Raw genomic sequence first — 16,092 nt, forward strand, 5'->3', positions numbered from 1 at the left:
GGTCAGGCCTCGTGGAATACCAGGCCCAGGGTGTGGCGGCGGCCGGAGCGAACCAGGCTGACGCCGTGCCGGAGCGGGGCCGCCGACCAGCCCCGGGCGGAGCGGACCGGGCGGTCGCGGGTGGTGAAGATGAGGCCGTGACCTTGGGGCAGGGCTACTGCGGTGCCGCGGGATTGAGCGCGGGCTCGTTGTTCGACCATGAGGAATTCGCCGCCGGTGTAGTCCAGCTGCGGCCGATCCAGGCCGATGACGACCTGCAACGGGAAGATGAGGTCGCCGAACAGGTCCCGGTGCAGGGCGTTCCAGTCACCGGGGCCGTAGCGCAGCAGGATCTGCGACGATTTGCCCTGACCGGCGTTGTGGCACTGGCGGATCCACTCCTCCAGATCGGCCGGCCAGGTGCCGGGGCGGGACAGGCGGGCAGCCCAGTCGCGTGCGATGGGCAGCAGGCGCGGGTAGAACGCCGCCCGCAATTCCCGCACCGGGTCGGGCAGGTCGTGGGTGAAGTACCGGTATTCGCCGGAGCCGAACCGGTGCCGCGCCATGTCGATGGTGGACCGGAAGTGCTCCTTCTTCTCGTAAAGCGCTGCGAGCGAGCGGCATTCGGCGGCGGTGAGCAGCGGGCCGGTCAGCGCGTGGCCGTGCTCGTCGAGAGCATCGGCCAGCGCCGCCCAGTCCTGCTCCCGCACCCGCGCCGCCGGATCGGCGAGGGTCCGGGCGGGCGCGCTCATGCCGCGAGCAGTACGTGTTCGAGGGTCAGCAGCTGCTGCTTGCGCGGCAGCCCGCCGGCGTACCCGGTCAGCGAACCGTTCGCGCCGATCACCCGATGGCAGGGGCGCACGATGAGCAGCGGGTTCGCGCCGATGGCCGCGCCGACCGCGCGAATCGCCGCGCGCGGGGCGCCGATCCGGGCCGCGATCTCACCGTAGGTGACGGTGGTGCCGTAGGGGATCTCGTCCAGCGCCCGCCACACCTGATCCTGGAATTCGCTGCCGCTGCTCGACATTTCGAGGTCGAACCCGGTGCGCTCACCGGCGAAGTAGGCCTCCAGCTGCTCTATCACGGTGGTGAACGCGGCCCGGTCCGCGATCCAGTCCGGCCGGATCACCGCGGCTTTGGCTCCGTTCATCGACACCGTGGTGAGCACCACGCCGCCGCCCGACGGCGTACCCGCCAGCAGCAGTTCGCCGAGTGGGCTGTCGATGGTCGCGTACACGGTCATTACTGGTCCTTCCGTCGCGGTCGTCGTCTTCCACTGACCAATCTGCCGAATCCCGGAGGTGAGTACCGGCGGGAATCAGACACGGCATCCGGCTGTCCGCGCAGCGGCCCCGCTCCTCGAATGTAGACAGGCAAACTTGCAAGTTTTACTGCCGTGATGCATGGTGGAGATCATGAGCGCACATTCCGGCCGCCGAGCGAGCACCGGGCGGACACCGGACGAACTGACGGCCGCGGCAGCCGAATTGCGGGTCCTGACCAGCCGATTGCTGCGGCAGCTACGCACCGCCCGCGCCGGCCTGGAGATCACGCCGTCCCAGGCGGTGGCCATGAGCCGGCTCGGCACGGACGGGCCGAGCACCGTCGCCGAACTGGCGCGTGCCGAGCAGGTGCGCCCGCAATCCATGCGCCTCACCCTCGGCGTCCTCGAGGAGCGCGGCTTGATCACCCGTGCACCGCACCCGACCGATCAGCGTCAGAACCTGCTGTCGCTGACCCCGGCGGGCGCGCGGCTCCTGGAATCGGCGCACGCCGCCAAGGAGGATTGGCTGGCCACGGCCATCGCCACCAAACTCGCACCCGCCGAACAGGATTCGCTGCTGGCCGCGATCCCGCTGCTGGCCCGCCTGGTGGAATCCTGAACCGCCGCCCCGGATCGGACCCGAATCCCCCGCCACCGCAAGGAGTCTCGTTGACAACCGACCTACTCGACCCGCGCACCGCCCTGGTGATCATCGACCTGCAACGCGGCATCGTCGCCGCGCCGACCGTCCCGCACAGCACCGACGATGTGATCGGCCGCTCGGCCGAACTCGCTCGCGTCTTCCGCGCCCGCGACCTCCCGGTCTTCCCGGTGCGCGTCTCCTTCGCCCCCGATCACGCCGATGCCGCGCCCGGCCGCACCGAACGCCCGCTCACCGGCACTCCCCCGCAAGGCTGGGACGAACTCGTGGCCGAACTGGACGTGCAGCCCACCGATATCCGCATCACGAAACGTCATTGGGGCGCGTTCCACGGCACCGACCTGGACCTGCAACTCCGCCGCCGGGGTATCACCGCGATCGTCCTGACCGGCATCGCCACCAGCATCGGCGTGGAATCCACCGCCCGCGCGGCCCACGAACACGGCTACACCGTCATCGTCGCCACCGACGCGATCGCCGACCGCGACACCGCCTCCCACGATCACTCGATCACCAAGATCTTCCCCCGCCTCGGTCTCACCGCCACCACCAAGCAACTCCTGGACGAACTCGCCGCACCACCGGCCTGAGTCTTCCCGCGGACCTCAGGATTCGCCGCGGGGCGACCGGGTGTTGCCGCGCTCCGCTCAGCGACTGCGTGTGCCCGCCGCGGCCCGCGACCAAAGTCCTTGCCAGCCGCCGGTATTCAGCCAGGCTGCCGGAACCAGCAGGCCGGTGTCGGCGATCCGGTCCCAGAACCGTTCCTTCTCCGCGCCGAGGGTGACGGCCTCCGGCCACGCGAGTTGCCATGGTCCGGCGGGGTCCGAAAGCGAGGACGCGGGGAAGCCCGGGACGGTCGCCGCGCGCGGTTCGGACACCGCGACGGTGCGCTCCGGGTAGTCGTAGGCGCAGGTGATCGCCTGGGCCAGTGCGCACACGGTGGCGGTGTCGGGGTGGGCGACCAGCGCACGGGTGAGGGCGGGGTGGGCATCGCCGCACAACCGGGCGAGTACGGCGCGCAGGCGGTGGGCGAGGATTTCCTGGGAGCGGGCGGTCGCCATCCCGGGTTCTTTGACGAAGGCGCGCAGCGTTTTCGACGGCAGTGGCGCGTCTTCGGACAGGCTCAGCAGCCGGGGGTAGCGGGCCGGTACCGCCGGGTCGAGGCTCGCCACCGCCGCGGTGAGGGGGTGGGTTCCGGTCGCCGCGAACAGCTGCGGGAGGGTGACGCGGCCGGTGTCCAGGGCGTCGACGGTGTGGCGGGTGAGCCTGTCGATACTCGAACGGCGCAGGCCGGTCAGGGTTTTCGGGTCCCCGCCGGGATCGCCCGCCACGGCGGCGAGCACGCGCAGCGCCGGTTGCGCGGCGGCGAGGGCGATCCGGGTGGCCGCGTACAGGTCGGGGGCGATCTCGCGCACGGGGTTCGGACGGGACCGGCGCACCCGGCCGGCCTCCTCCGAAACCACCGGTTCCGGCTCCGATTCCGGCTCGGCGGCACGCAGCGTCAGCGCCCAGCGCTGGACGGCCTTCTTCAGTTCCGGATCGGGTTCGGCGTTGAACCGGCCTTTGATCTCATCCACGAACCAGCCGTGACCGGTGCGGCGCAGTTCGGCATTGACCACGATCACGTTCTCGGCGTCGCGCAGGGCGACCAGCACACTGCGCCCCCGCGCCGCTTCGTCCTGATACCACTGGCCCGCAATGCAATTGCCCATGTACGCCGACCATTCGGCCAGGTGACCGCCATTGCGCGCGAGCTCGATGCGGACAGCGCTGTCCGGCAGTCCGGCCCCGTCCCAGGCGATCACCGCTTCGGGCACCTGGAATTCGCTGGTTAGCGCCGCCGCGATGGTCCCGCTCGTCAGCAGCCCCGCGCACAGGCTCGCCCAGTCGCGGCAGCGCGGCGGGGCGCTCGCGCCCAGCGACAGCAGCTGCGCGGCTCCGGCCACCGCCAGCGGCACCGAATCGGCGCGCGGGACGAGCGGATCGGGCCGCGGCGGTTCCGGATTCGGTTCGAAATGCGGAAAGCCGTACTCGAACCGGATCTCGGCGCGCTCGAATCCGCGCATCCGCAGCATGGCGTCGGCGAGCTCGGCGTACCACAACATATCGCTCGGCTGGTCCACGGCGGCGGGATCGGCCGCTCGCCGCCGGGCCAGGCAGTCGTCGTCGGTGGCGCCACGCAGTACGGGCACCTGCCGCCAATGGTCCGGCGGCCGAATCTCGGTGTAGCCCACCTTGTCCCGCCAGGCGGTCAGAGCCGCGGAGGTCCAGCGCTCGGGCAGGTCGTCGCGCGGCATCTGATTGCACAGCGCCTCATGACAGGCCGTGTCGATGATCGCGGCATAGACGGATGCATAGTGCAGCCGGGCGCGCAGGAACGGTTCGAACGCCGCGTTCATCGGCTGCCGCCGCAGCCAGGATTCGATCTCCCGCACGTAACAGCCGGGCCGCGCGGGCAATTCGATATCGCCCGGCTCCTGGCGGCGCGCCCGCTTCAGATCGGAATTGCTCATCAACGCCGAGGCCGCCGCGAACTGCTCGCGCATACGGGAAACCCCCTCGGCCACACCGTACTCGTGCACGGCGAACGCGGTCCGCAACAGCACGGTGACGGCGATGGCGTCCTCGATCAGCCATTCCGCCCGGTGCTTCCACATGTTCTCCCAGGTGGGCACGAAGCAGAGCGCGTCGAACATCGACAGCGGGTACTTGTCGTTGCGCTGCGCCAGCCGCACCAGGCGTTCCTCGGCGTGCTTGCGGTAGCGCGCGGACAGCCGCGACTCCACCTCGAAATCCTGCCCCGCCAGCAGTTCCCGCCGCCGGCGCGCCTCGGACTGCCGATCGCACACCCGCTGCCACAGATCCGCCAGCAGCGCCGAGCGCCGGGTGCGGGAGTACTGCCCGAGCAGGGTCCGCAGATTCACCGCCAGCGCCGAGACCGCCGCACCGGGAATCGGATCGATTCCCGCCGGCACGTCGAACCCCAGCACCTGTTCGAGTTGTTCGGGCCCGAGCACATCCGCCGCGGCGGAAGCCAAAGCCAGCGCGGCCCAGCGTTCTTCGGCAATGGCGCGTTCGGCCGCCGCCCCGACGGGTTTGGTCGCGGTCACGCCGAACAATGCGACGAGGGTGGCCGCGCGTTCACCCAATCGTGGCGCCCCGGCCATACCCAGTACCCGCAATGCCGCCAATACCGCATCGCGCCGATCACCGCCCGCACCGGCCAGTCGCGCGGAGATAAACCCATTGCCCAAATCAATTCCGGCTCCGGCGATCACCACCCCGCCCGCGGCCACGAGCCGATTCAGTTCCGCGCGCGCGGCATCGATATGCGGGAATTCGCTGTCCCGCGGCCCCAGTACCACCGCCGCGCCTTCGGAAAGATCCTGTGCGCGTGGATCGATCGGTTCCCCGCTTTCGGCCACCCAGGCCTTCCGATCCCGCTCCGCTACTACACCCCAGGCCAGCCGTACCGCCAAACTCCGTACTCCCGTTTACCGCGTAACTCGATTCGGCCCGGCCGAACCCCTCCTCGGGCCGACCTTACGAGTGCGGGGCGCATCGTGCCAACGGATTTTCGTCCCGAGTGCAATACTTCGAATTGCGTGATACACCAATTCAATCCAACTGGTTGGAACGCGATCGACACAACCGGACACCTCCCGTACCATCGCCGTACGGGGAGCAGGCCGGTCGAACGGGGGAACGGTGCGAAGTCGTCTACCGGCGGCCACTCGCGATGCAGCGGAGTGGGTGCGCCGTTTCGCGCGGACCGCGCCGGGCGTGCTCGGAGCGGTCACCGCGATCCTGGTGATCGCCTGCCTGATATCGGGTCTGGTGTGCGCGAATCAGCTCAATGCCAAGATCGATCGGCGCGATACCGTGCTCGGGCACACCGAGCCATTGGCCGACGCGGCACAGCGTTTGTACGTGGCCCTGTCCGCGGCGGACGCGGCGGCCTCCAGCGCTTTCCTTTCCGGCGGTATCGAGTCCCCGGAGGTGCGCACCCGCTACCGGCAGGCGCTGACCGATGCGGCGGTGGCGCTGTCCGAGGCCACCACCGGCGCTTCCGATGCGAAGACCCGCGAGATCGTGGCCCGCATCTCCTCCGAACTGCCCACCTACACCGGCCTGGTCGAGGCGGCGCGCGCCAACAATCGCCAGCAGTTGCCGGTCGGCGCGGCCTATCTGCGGCAGGCGTCCGCGCTCATGCAGACCTCGGTGCTGAAGAACGCCGAAGAGCTGGAACAGAATCGGCTGGCGCGGCTGCGCGCCGACCAGGACGACATCACCGCGCTGCCCGGCACCGGCCTGCTGACCCTGCTGATCGTGGCCGCGCTGTGCGGGTATCTGTCATGGGTGCTGTTGCGCCGCACCAACCGCCGGGTGAATGCCGGGGTGCTCACCGCGCTCGGCCTGACCGTGCTGGCGCTGCTGTGGATCTGCGTGGCCGCCGTCGCCGCCACCCAGTCGATCGACGCCGGCGCGCACGGGGCCACCACGCGTTTCGAAACCCTGGCCAGGGCACGGATTCTCGCCCAGCAGGCGCGCACCGAGGAAACCCTGCAATTGGTCACCCGCGGCGATCTGACCGAGAGCGAGAAGCGTTTCGAGGCCCGCACCGGTGACCTGAAGTCCGCGGTCACCGCCGCCGCGGGCGCGGATTCGCCGGCGATGCTGGCGCTGACCAGCTGGCAGGACGGGCACAAGCTGGAAGTCGCCGCCTATCAGGGCAATGATTACAAGGGTGCGGTCGCCCAGTCCATCGGCACCGGGGCCGGCACCTCCGCCACCAAGTTCGGCGTCCTCGACGACACCCTGCGCGGTGAATTGGAGGCGGCGCGCACCGATGTCCGCGACGGCGTGGACGCCGCGGGCGATGCGCTGACGCTCAGCCCGTGGGGTGTGCTGGCGCTGCTGCTGGCGGCGGCGGCCGCCCTGGTGATCGGCGTGTGGCCGCGGTTGAAGGAGTTCCTGTGAGCGTGCGCGGTCGAATCACGGTGCTGGCCTTGGCCGCCGTGCTGCTGGGCGGTTGTGGGACCGCCGGGCCGGGCGATCCGTCGCTGAAATTGCCCGCCGGTGATCCGCTGCCGTCGGGTGCCGTCGAGGTGACTGAGGCGCCGAATCAGCGCGGCGATATGAGCTGCGATCCCACCGCCAGCCTGCGGCCGGGCAATCAACCGCGCGCGGGGGCGATGCCCGCGGGTTCGAGCATGGCGGCCATCGTGCAGCGCGGTAAGTTGCGGGTCGGGGTGGATCAGAACCAATACCTGTTCGGGTTCCGCAATCCGGTGACCGGTCAGCTCGAGGGTTTCGATATCGATATCGCCCGCGAGGTGGCGCAGGATCTGTTCGGCGATCCGGAGAAGATCGAGCTGCATCCCATCGATGCCGCGCACCGGGTGCCCGCGCTCACCGGCGACGAAGTCGATATCGTGGTGCAGAATTTCACCGCCACCTGTGTGCGGCGGCAGGATATCCAGTTCTCCACCACCTATTTCGTGACCGATCAGCGCATCCTGACCACCAAGGGTTCCAGTATCCGGAACTCCGGCGATCTGGCCGGGAAACGGGTGTGCGCGGTATTCCGCACCACCACCATGGACGCCATCTTCGCGCTGAACCCGCGGCCGACGGTGATCGGCATGTCGAATTGGCTGGACTGCCTGACCGCAATGCAGCAGGGTCAGGTGGATGCGGTCAGCACCGATCTGCCGATTCTGTACGGGCTCGAGGAACAGGATCCTAATCTCGAAATCGTCGGCGAGGCCATGGCATTCGACTCCTACGCGATCGGGGTGCAGAAGAAGTCCACGGATATGGTGCGTTTCGTGAACGGCGTGCTGGAACGCATTCGCGGCGACGGCACCTGGACGCGGCTCTACAATGCCCGCCTCACCGTGCTCGGTCCCGCGCCCGGCCCGCCCGCCGCCAAGTATTCCGAGTGACCGTCATGCAGGGGAATTCCGGATACATTCTCACCGTCGCCGAGATCAATCGCGAAATCGCCGAGCGGGAACGCGAAATCGAGGCGGTAGCCGCCACTCTGGTGGAATTGGACAAACATCCGGGCCTGCTCCTGCTGCGCCGTTTCCCGCCGACCGGCAAGACCGCCGTGCACTGGGCCCCGGCCCAGCGGAACCTGGACCTGCTCTGGGAGGACTTCGGCCGCCTGCGCACCATCCTGGATCAGGTCCGCACCGCCCGCGCCCGCCGCCGCCTGGACGCCCTGGACCGCGAGGAACTCACCGCCCTGCTGCGCGGCCGGCCCCTGGAAGTCTCCCGCGACGCCATCCCCCTGTCCCGCCGCTCCCTGACCGGCCCCAGCCACCAGATCACCCGCGTCGGCTTCGCCGACACCCTCGACCGCATGCGCGCCCTCTTCCCCACCCTCATCGAAATCCTCGACGCGGTGGACACCGTCAATACCCGCGTCCTGGCCGAAATCACCCCGCTGCAAACCCAACTCGCCAAGATCGGCGCTACCCGCACCGCCCGGCCACCCGCCAGGAGCGCCGGACTCGCGGAGGGCGCGGGCACCTCCGATGGGAGACGGTCGGCCGACCGGATGTGGGAGGCGGCCGGCCATCCCGCTTCGGCCGACCCGCCACGAAACACGAGCGTCGGCCCGGATGCGGCCGGTCCACCGGACAACGCGGGCGGCGGTGCGAGCGCGCGTTTCGACGCGGCCGGCTTCCCCGAATTGCGCGAGCTGGCCCACGATCTCGCCGAGCTGGCCACCCGTGCCGCCACCGACCCGTTGTCGCTGCCGCCCGCTGAGATCGATCGCCGTCTCGCGGACCTGCGGGGCCGGATGCACAGCGCCGCAACCCTGATCGCCGAGCTCGATGCCATTGCCGCGCAATGGGATGACGCGGTGGAACGGATGCGCGGGCGGATCGAGGCGCTGCACCGCACCTATGAACGGGCCGATCAGGCGCGAGGTGCGGCCGAACGCACGATCGCGACGGCCGCGCTGCCGGTGCGCGGCGACGACAGTGCGATGTTCGGTGCGGAACTGACCGCGCTGGAGGCGGGTTCGCCCGATCCGGCCGCGCTGTGGGAGCTGGGTCGCCGCCTCGCCGAGGCGCAGGCCGCGGCCACGCGCAATGAGGAACTCGCGCAGGGTTTGCTCGATCGCCGGCAGGAGCTGAGCGGGCGGCTGGCCGCCTATCGGGCGAAAGCCGCGCGGCTGGGCGTCAGCGAGGATCGGGAAGTCCTCGCCGCCAGTAGCAATGCCGCCGGGCTGCTGTCGCGCCGGCCGTGCGATCTGGGCGCGGTCACCCGCGCCGTATCGGACTATCGCCAATTGATCGCGATGAAATCGGGGAGGGGATTGTGAACTGCACCGAGCCCGGGTGCACCGGAGTCGTAGAGGACGGTTACTGCAACGTGTGCGGTGCCGCCCCGCCGCCGCCCGGCACCATGAGCGCGGCCACAGGAGCCGGTGGTGCACCGGGGTCTGCGTCCGCCGGTCACTCCGCTGGAGCCGCTGGGGCGCAGGGGAATCCGGCCGCCCGCTACTCCGCCGCCGGAGCCGGTGGGTCGCCCGGGAATTCGCCGACCGCCGCCGATATCTGTGCCGAACCGGGGTGTGGCGGGAAGATCAGCGACGGTTACTGCGAGGTGTGCGGTACCGCGCCCGGGCCGGTCGGGACTGCCGCTTTTGCTCCGTCGGCGACCACCCAGACCGGTGGTTCGAGCGCGAGCACCGGCAGCCGCTCGGGGCGCGCGAGCGGCCGGTCGGTCCGCACCGGCCGGGGGTCCTCGGGTGCGACCCGCGGCCGGCTGGGCGCGGGCATGGTGAATGTCCCACGCGTGCCGCGGATTCAGCCGGTGTCGGCGGTGCTCGAGAACGCGCAGGTGCCGGAGCATCAGCGCTATTGCGGGAAGTGCGACCGGCCGGTCGGGCGCGGACGCGAAGGGCAGCCGGGGCGCGCGGAGGGTTTCTGCGGCCATTGCGGCACGCGGTTCTCCTTCACTCCCAAGCTGTCCCGCGGCCAGGCGGTCGGTCAGTACGAGGTGCTGGGCCCGCTCGCGCACGGCGGGCTCGGCTGGATCTATCTGGCCGTCGACCACAAGGTGAACGATCGCCCGGTGGTGCTCAAGGGCCTGCTCAATACCGGCGACGCCGACGCCATGCGCGCCGCGGTGGCCGAGCGCCGCTTCCTGGCGCAGGTCGATCACCCGAACATCGTGCGCATCTACAACTTCGCGGAGGAGACCGGACCGGATGGGGAACCGGTCGGCTACATCGTGATGGAGTACGTCGGCGGCACCTCGCTCAAGCAGCTGCTGCGCCGGCATCGCGAGACCGAGGGCACGCATCTGCCGCCCGCCCGCGCCATCGCCTACGTGCTCGAAATGCTGCCCGCCCTGGGCTATCTGCATTCCTACGGCTGGGCCTACTGCGATTTCAAGCCCGACAACGTGATGCAGACCGAGGAACAGCTCAAGCTCATCGACCTGGGCGCGGTCATCGCCATGAACGACGAGCACAGCGCCATCTACGGCACCGCCGGCTATCAGGCCCCGGAGATCGCCGAGACCGGCCCGACCATCGCCACCGAGGTGTACACGGTCGGCCGCACCCTGGCGGTGCTGCTGATGAGCCTGCCGACCGAGAACGGCCGCCTGGGCCCGCTGCCCACCCCCGACACCGAACCGGTGCTGGCCCGCCACGAATCGCTGTACCGATTCCTGTTGCGCGCCACCGATCCCGACCCGGAGGCCCGGTTCAGCTCCATGGAGGAGATGGCCGACCAGCTGACCGGCGTGCTGCGCGAGGTGCTCGCCACCGACGACGGCCTGCCCCGGCCCGGCCTGTCCGCCCGCTTCGGCCCCTCGCGCGGCGTCTTCGGCGTGGGCGACGAGCTGCCGGACGATCCGGCGAAACTCGTTGCCGCCCTGCCGGTCCCGCTGGTTGACCCGAACGACACCGGTGCGGCGCTGCTGGCCTCGACCAGCGCGGTCGAGCCGGAGATCCTGGAACGCGAACTCGCCGCCGGCCTGCGCTCGGTGGTGACCGGCCAGGCCGAATCGGTGGAAATCCCGCTCCGATTGGTCCGCGCCGCACTGGAATTCGGCGCCGTCGACGACGCGCTGCGCCGCCTGGACGAACTGGAGGATCCCCTGACCGGCGATTGGCGCCTCACCTGGTATCGCGGCCTGGCCCGGCTGCTGCAACGCGACTGGACTTCCGCCGCTGCCGAATTCGACGCGCTGTACACCGCGCTGCCCGGCGAGGCCGCGCCGAAACTGGCGCTGGCGGTCACCGCGGAGAACCTGGGCAATCACGGCAACGGCACCGATCCGGAGCCCGCCCGCCGTCGCGCCATCACCTATTACGAGGCGGTGTGGCGCACCGATCGCGGTTACACCAGTGCGGCTTTCGGCCTGGCCCGCCTGCGCCGCCTGGCCCAGGACCGCACCGGCGCCATCACCGTGCTGGATCAGGTCGATCGCGCCTCGGCCGTGCACACCGAGGCCGGTATCGCCGCGGTCGACATCCTCCTCGATGTCGACCGTGACGGCCAGCTCACCGAGACTCTGCTGCGCGACGCGGGCGGCCGCGTCGAAGGACTCCGCCTGGATTCCAAACGCGTTGCCGCCCAAGCTCGTCTGCGCGTCCTGGACGCCGCCCTGCACTGGCTCACGCTGGGCCGCGTCCCCACCGGGCAGGCCCCGCTGCTGGGCAGCCCGCTCGATCAGCCGGGCGTGCGCACCGGCCTGGAACGCTGCTACCGCGATCTGGCCCGCGAAGCCGACGATATGTGGGAGCGCATCGCCCTGGTCGAACAGGCCAATTCGGTGCGCCCCAGGACCACGCTGTGACCGCCCGCTGCCCGGCCTGCGGCGCGCTCGCGGCCGATACCGACCATTTCTGCGAGGCCTGCGGCCACCGGCTGAGCACCCGCCGCGTCGCACTGCCGCCGCAACCCGCCGATCTCGCACAGTCCACGGAGGATCAGACCTTGCCCGAACTCACCGCAGCCCCGGCCCTGGCGACCGCGCTCAGCGGCGCCATCCCGCCGTTCACCGGCACCACCATGTCCTACGACTCGGGTGTCACCGCGTGTGAAGCCTGCGGCGGCAAGCATTTCGACACCGACGGCTATTGCGTGGACTGCGGTCAGCTCAGCGTGCGCCGGGACCGCTTCGAAGCCGATCTGGCCGCCACCGTGCTCATCACCGATCGCGGGATCCTGCACGAGCACAATGAGGATTCGGTCGCGGCGGCGGTGCTGGAGAACGCCGGCACCGTGGTGATCTCGGTCTGCGACGGCGTCTCGACCTCCGAGGATCCGCAGGCCGCGTCGGGTGCGGCGGCGCGCGCGGGCGTGGACGCCTGCCTGGCCGCGCTGACCATGGGCCGCCCGCCCGAGGAGGCGGTGCTGGCCGGATTGGACGCGGCCGCGCAGGCGGTGCGCGAGATCGGCACTCCGGAGGGCAAATCCCCGTCCTGCACCTATGTGTCGGCCGTCGCCCAGTTCGCCCCGGACGGCAGCGCCCAGCTCACCGTGGTCAATATCGGTGACTCCCGGGCCTATTGGCTGCGCCCAGACTTCGCCGAGTCCACCCGCCTCACCCGCGACGATTCCCTGGCCCAGGCACTGGTGGACACCGGCGTGATGGACGAGGACGCCGCCATGGACGCTCCGCACGCGCATGTGCTGACCCGCTGGCTGGGCGCGGACAGCGAACGCAAACCCTGGCCCGCCGATTGCGTGCGCAGCGTGCGCGTCACCGATCCCGGCGTGCTGCTGCTGTGCACGGACGGCCTGTGGAACTACCTTCCCGAGGCCGCCGCGCTGGCCCGCATCGCCACCGCGTATCCGGCGCTGCCCGCCGCCCGGGCGCTGGTCGATCACGCGTTGCACGCGGGCGGCAAGGACAACATCAGTGTGGCGCTGGTTCCGGTGCCCAACCCGGTACAGGCAGGAGATGCCCGATGAGTTCCGTTACCGCAGCAGGCATTTCAGTCGCCGTCGATCAGAACGAATATCTGGCCGAGGGCGCCCGCACGGTGGACGCCATCGTCACCGTGGAGACCACCGACGAGCTGACGGTGGCCGCCCCGCCGCAGCAGCGGGTGGAGATCCTGATCATCGACTGTTCCGGTTCGATGGGCGGCCACGACAAGTTCGGCGGCGCCCGCCGCGCCACCCTGGCCGCGCTGGACGTGCTCGCCGACGGCACCCGGTTCGCCATCGTGGCCGGTACCGACAAGGCCGAGGTGGTGTTCCCGAAGGACGGGGCGTCCGCGGTGGCCGACCGGCACACCCGCGCCGCCGCGCGGCACGCGCTGGACAAGCTGCGGCCCTCCGGCGGCACCGCCATCGGCACCTGGCTGGGGTTGTCGCGCATCATCGCCCAGCATCATCCGGGGGCGATGGCGCACGCCATCCTGCTCACCGACGGCCAGAACGAGCACGAGACGCCCGAGCAGCTGGCCCGTGAGATCCAGGCGTCGGAGGGCGTGTTCACCTGCGATTGCCGCGGCGTCGGAACCGATTGGCGGGTGGACGAATTGCGATCCATCGCCTCCGCGCTGCACGGCACCGTGGACCTGATCAAGACCCCGGATCTGCTCGCCGCCGACTTCGCCGCCATGATGCAGAGCTCGATGGCCAAGTCGATTCCCGAACTGACGCTGCGGCTCTGGACGCCGGTGGGGGCGCAGATCCGGTTCGTGAAGCAGGTCGCGCCGACCATCGAGGTGCTCACCGATCGCCGCAATCAGGTGGGGCCGCAGGTGGGTGAGTATCCGCTGGGTTCGTGGGGCGCGGAGGAACGCGACTATCACGTGCAGCTGGAGGTGGAACCGGCCGCGCCCGGTCGCGAGAAGCTGGCCGCCCGGATCAGCGTGGTGCTGGGCGACGAGGTGGTGGGCCAGGGTCTGGTGAAGGCGGTGTGGACCACCGACACCGATCTGTCGGCGCGGATCAGCCGCCGGGTGGCGCATTACACCGGGCAGGCCGAACTGGCGCAGGCGGTGCAGGAGGGGCTGGCCGCGCGCAAGGCGGGCGATCTCACCACCGCCACCGCGAAACTCCAGCGCGCGGTGCAGCTGGCCGCCGAATCCGGCAACGACAACACCGCCAAACTCCTTGCGGCGGTGGTGGAAGTCGATGACCGGACCGGTACGGTGCGGCTGCGTTCGGCCATCGATCCGGCCGACGAGATGGCCCTGGATGTGCGTTCCACCAAGACCGCCCGGGTGCGAAAGGACGACTGATGCCCGCCTGCCCCGAAGGCCACCCGTCCACGGCGACCGACTACTGCGATGTGTGCGGATCGCCGATGGGCGCGGCCGCGCCGCCCGCCGCCGCGCTCGCGCCGCCGTGCCCGCAGTGCCAGTCGCCCCTGGAGGGCCGGTTCTGCGAGTACTGCGGTTACGATTCCGCGCTGGGCGCCGCGCCCCGGATCGCCGCTCCCCCACCGGAATCCGTGGCGGAGACGACCGGCGACCATGGCATCGCCGCGGGCACCGTGCTGTGGGTGGCCACGGTGACCGCGGATCAGGCGCACTATCAGCGCATGATCGCGCTCAAGGGCCCGGACCTGGATCGCGTCGACTTCCCCGTCTACTACCCGGAGCGCCGGATTCCCCTGCACGACACCGACATTCTGATCGGCAAGCGCAGCGAATCGCAGGGCGTGCACCCGCACATCGACCTGTCCATCGCCCCGGCGGATGTGGCGGTCTCACGCTCGCACGCCATCCTGCACGTCGACGGCGACAGCATCGCGGTGACGGATCTGGGTTCGACCAACGGCACCTGCGTCAACGAGAGTTCCACGCCCATCCCGCCGCGCCGGCCGCTGCCATTGCAATCCGGCGACCGGATTCACGTCGGCGGCTGGACCACCATCACGCTGACCGCCGAACGGTGCTGACTCAGCGCACCGAGCGGATCGGGGCGACCGCGAGCGCGCCGAGCACCGAGAGCAGGCCGCCGAACAGGAACAGCGGGGTGTAACCGCCGAGGCCGACCACCGCCGAGGCCACGAACGGGCCGAGGATCTGCGGTCCGGCATTGGCGATGTTCAGCACGCCCATATCGCGGGCGGCGTCCTCGGCCTTGGGCAGCACCATGGTGACCAGGGCGGTGTCCACGGCCATGAAACAGCCGAAGGCGAAACCGTTCACGGTGGCGAAGACCAGCATGCCGGGCCAGGTGGGGCTGAGGGCGGGGATGAGCTGGGCACAGGCGGCAAGCCCGGCGGAGATGCCGACGAACAGTTTGCGGCGGTTCAGGCGGTCGGACAGGACGCCGCCGATCACGGTGGAGATCGCCATGCCGACGGCGGCGATGGGGGTCAGGATCGCCACGGCGTCGGCGGGTTCCAGGTTCCCGGGCAGCCGGATGTGGTCTTGCAGGATGTAGAGCTGGTAGCCGCTGACGGCGAAGTAGCCGAGCACGATCAGCGCGCGGCCGATGAACGCCCAGCGGAAGTCGTGCTCGCGCAGTACACCCAGGAACGTGGCGACCTGATCCCGCAGTGGCGCAGCCTGTTTCGGCGGCAGTCGCTGTTCCCTGGCACGCGTGGTGAACACCACCGCGGCCAGCGCGACCAGCGCACCCAGCGCGAGATATCCGGTGCGGTAATGGCCGGAGAAGCCGGATGCCAGCAGCACGCCGATGATCGATCCCACCGGCAGGCCCAAACCCACCGCCGCCGAGGCCGTTCCGCGCCGATCCAACGGCACCCGGTCCGGCACCACCGAGGTGATCGCGGCCTGGTAGATGTTCATGACGGCCTGCCCGAGGCACCAGCAAACGGCCACCAGCAGCACGGTATTCACGCTGCCGAGCAGCCCCAGGACGACGATCGCCGCCAGCCCGCCGCCCAGGATCCACGGATTGCGCCGCCCGGACCGATCCGACAGCGCGCCCGCGACCGGATTGAAGACGGTCGCGAAGATGGCCGCCACGCCCGCCACCACACCCAGGTTCGCCACCTTGTGCACCGGATCGATGTGCTCGATCTGCAAGGGCAGCAACACCGATCCGACGCCCACGTACACCGCGTACATGGCCGCATTGCCCAGGAACAGCAGGGGCAGCAGCCCGCGGCCCGGAGCGGCCACGGGTGGTTCGCCGACAACGGCGTCGATATCGGCCACGGTGAATCCCAAACGAAGAGAAGCGGAAGCGAGATTTCCGGCCCCGAGCGGGCCGGG

General features: G+C 70.3%; 14 protein-coding genes. 9 read left to right on the plus strand and 5 right to left on the minus strand.

The annotated features are described in order from the left end of the window. Positions 1 to 2: 2 nt before the first annotated feature. Together LTV02_RS15685 and LTV02_RS15690 are read right to left on the minus strand one after the other, a co-directional pair. The gene (locus tag LTV02_RS15685; protein ID WP_233040692.1) at positions 3 to 731 is read right to left on the minus strand and encodes a 2OG-Fe(II) oxygenase; all 729 of its coding nucleotides are present in this window, start codon (positions 729 to 731) and stop codon (positions 3 to 5) included. Then, positions 728 to 1,222 (minus strand): methylated-DNA--[protein]-cysteine S-methyltransferase, encoded by a 495-nt coding sequence (locus LTV02_RS15690; protein WP_233040693.1) that lies wholly within the window; start codon positions 1,220 to 1,222, stop codon positions 728 to 730. The genes LTV02_RS15685 and LTV02_RS15690 overlap by 4 nt, the downstream gene beginning before the upstream one ends. 172 nt (positions 1,223 to 1,394) lie before the next feature. On the opposite strand from LTV02_RS15690, the gene LTV02_RS15695 reads away from it, so the two are divergent. Next, complete coding sequence (locus LTV02_RS15695; protein WP_233040694.1) at positions 1,395 to 1,862, plus strand: MarR family winged helix-turn-helix transcriptional regulator; 468 nt, start codon at positions 1,395 to 1,397, stop codon at positions 1,860 to 1,862. 50 nt (positions 1,863 to 1,912) lie between these two features. After that, the gene (locus LTV02_RS15700) at positions 1,913 to 2,494 is read left to right on the plus strand and encodes a hydrolase (protein WP_233040695.1); all 582 of its coding nucleotides are present in this window, start codon (positions 1,913 to 1,915) and stop codon (positions 2,492 to 2,494) included. Positions 2,495 to 2,551: 57 nt separating this feature from the next. On the opposite strand, the gene LTV02_RS15705 is transcribed toward LTV02_RS15700, so the two are convergent. Then, positions 2,552 to 5,329 (minus strand): hypothetical protein, encoded by a 2,778-nt coding sequence (locus tag LTV02_RS15705; RefSeq protein ID WP_233040696.1) that lies wholly within the window; start codon positions 5,327 to 5,329, stop codon positions 2,552 to 2,554. 283 nt (positions 5,330 to 5,612) lie between these two features. Between LTV02_RS15705 and LTV02_RS15710 the strand changes: the two genes are divergently transcribed. From LTV02_RS15710 to LTV02_RS15720, 3 genes are read left to right on the plus strand one after another with little or no spacing between them, the layout of a single operon-like run. Next, a complete protein-coding gene (locus LTV02_RS15710) occupies positions 5,613 to 6,884 on the plus strand; it encodes a hypothetical protein (protein WP_233040697.1) in 1,272 nt (423 codons plus the stop codon). Further along, entirely contained in the window at positions 6,881 to 7,852 is a 972-nt protein-coding gene (locus LTV02_RS15715; protein ID WP_233040698.1) for a glutamate ABC transporter substrate-binding protein, read from the plus strand. The genes LTV02_RS15710 and LTV02_RS15715 overlap by 4 nt, the downstream gene beginning before the upstream one ends. A gap of 5 nt (positions 7,853 to 7,857) precedes the next feature. Continuing rightward, positions 7,858 to 9,246 carry a hypothetical protein gene (locus LTV02_RS15720; RefSeq protein ID WP_408639402.1) on the plus strand — a complete coding sequence of 463 codons (1,389 nt, stop codon included), beginning with the start codon at positions 7,858 to 7,860 and terminating at the stop codon, positions 9,244 to 9,246. A 274-nt stretch (positions 9,247 to 9,520) separates the two neighbouring features. Here LTV02_RS15720 and LTV02_RS39745 read toward each other — a convergent pair whose 3' ends face one another. After that, on the minus strand, positions 9,521 to 9,706 hold the full coding sequence (locus tag LTV02_RS39745) for a hypothetical protein (protein WP_456299815.1): 186 nt from the start codon (positions 9,704 to 9,706) through the stop codon (positions 9,521 to 9,523). Positions 9,707 to 9,722: 16 nt separating this feature from the next. Here LTV02_RS39745 and LTV02_RS15725 point away from each other — a divergent pair, with 16 nt between their 5' ends. The 4 genes from LTV02_RS15725 to LTV02_RS15740 are packed head-to-tail and all read left to right on the plus strand — an operon-like array spanning position 9,723 to position 14,804. After that, positions 9,723 to 11,738, plus strand: a complete 2,016-nt coding sequence (locus LTV02_RS15725) for a tetratricopeptide repeat protein (RefSeq protein WP_456299816.1) — start codon at positions 9,723 to 9,725, stop codon at positions 11,736 to 11,738. Beyond that, positions 11,735 to 12,859 carry a PP2C family serine/threonine-protein phosphatase gene (locus LTV02_RS15730; RefSeq protein ID WP_233040700.1) on the plus strand — a complete coding sequence of 375 codons (1,125 nt, stop codon included), beginning with the start codon at positions 11,735 to 11,737 and terminating at the stop codon, positions 12,857 to 12,859. The genes LTV02_RS15725 and LTV02_RS15730 overlap by 4 nt, the downstream gene beginning before the upstream one ends. Beyond that, the gene (locus LTV02_RS15735) at positions 12,856 to 14,142 is read left to right on the plus strand and encodes a vWA domain-containing protein (protein WP_233040701.1); all 1,287 of its coding nucleotides are present in this window, start codon (positions 12,856 to 12,858) and stop codon (positions 14,140 to 14,142) included. Before LTV02_RS15730 ends, LTV02_RS15735 begins: the two co-directional genes overlap by 4 nt. Then, positions 14,142 to 14,804, plus strand: a complete 663-nt coding sequence (locus LTV02_RS15740; protein WP_233040702.1) for an FHA domain-containing protein — start codon at positions 14,142 to 14,144, stop codon at positions 14,802 to 14,804. Before LTV02_RS15735 ends, LTV02_RS15740 begins: the two co-directional genes overlap by 1 nt. A 1-nt stretch (position 14,805) precedes the next feature. On the opposite strand, the gene LTV02_RS15745 is transcribed toward LTV02_RS15740, so the two are convergent. Then, a complete protein-coding gene (locus tag LTV02_RS15745) occupies positions 14,806 to 16,035 on the minus strand; it encodes an MFS transporter (protein WP_233040703.1) in 1,230 nt (409 codons plus the stop codon). Positions 16,036 to 16,092 lie beyond the last annotated feature (57 nt).

This window comes from Nocardia yamanashiensis, from assembly GCF_021183565.1.
GTDB classification, from domain to species: Bacteria; Actinomycetota; Actinomycetes; order Mycobacteriales; family Mycobacteriaceae; genus Nocardia; species Nocardia yamanashiensis.

What these genes read in the sequence shown, in the direction of transcription:
- LTV02_RS15685 (WP_233040692.1), bottom strand. Translation starts at nt 731, where the DNA reads ATGAGCGCGCCCGCCCGGACCCTCGCCGATCCGGCGGCGCGGGTGCGG.
- LTV02_RS15690 (WP_233040693.1), bottom strand. Translation starts at nt 1,222, where the DNA reads ATGACCGTGTACGCGACCATCGACAGCCCACTCGGCGAACTGCTGCTG.
- LTV02_RS15695 (WP_233040694.1), top strand. Translation starts at nt 1,395, where the DNA reads ATGAGCGCACATTCCGGCCGCCGAGCGAGCACCGGGCGGACACCGGAC.
- LTV02_RS15720 (WP_408639402.1), top strand. Translation starts at nt 7,858, where the DNA reads ATGCAGGGGAATTCCGGATACATTCTCACCGTCGCCGAGATCAATCGC.
- LTV02_RS39745 (WP_456299815.1), bottom strand. Translation starts at nt 9,706, where the DNA reads ATGCCCGCGCCCAGCCGGCCGCGGGTCGCACCCGAGGACCCCCGGCCG.
- LTV02_RS15735 (WP_233040701.1), top strand. Translation starts at nt 12,856, where the DNA reads ATGAGTTCCGTTACCGCAGCAGGCATTTCAGTCGCCGTCGATCAGAAC.
- LTV02_RS15740 (WP_233040702.1), top strand. Translation starts at nt 14,142, where the DNA reads ATGCCCGCCTGCCCCGAAGGCCACCCGTCCACGGCGACCGACTACTGC.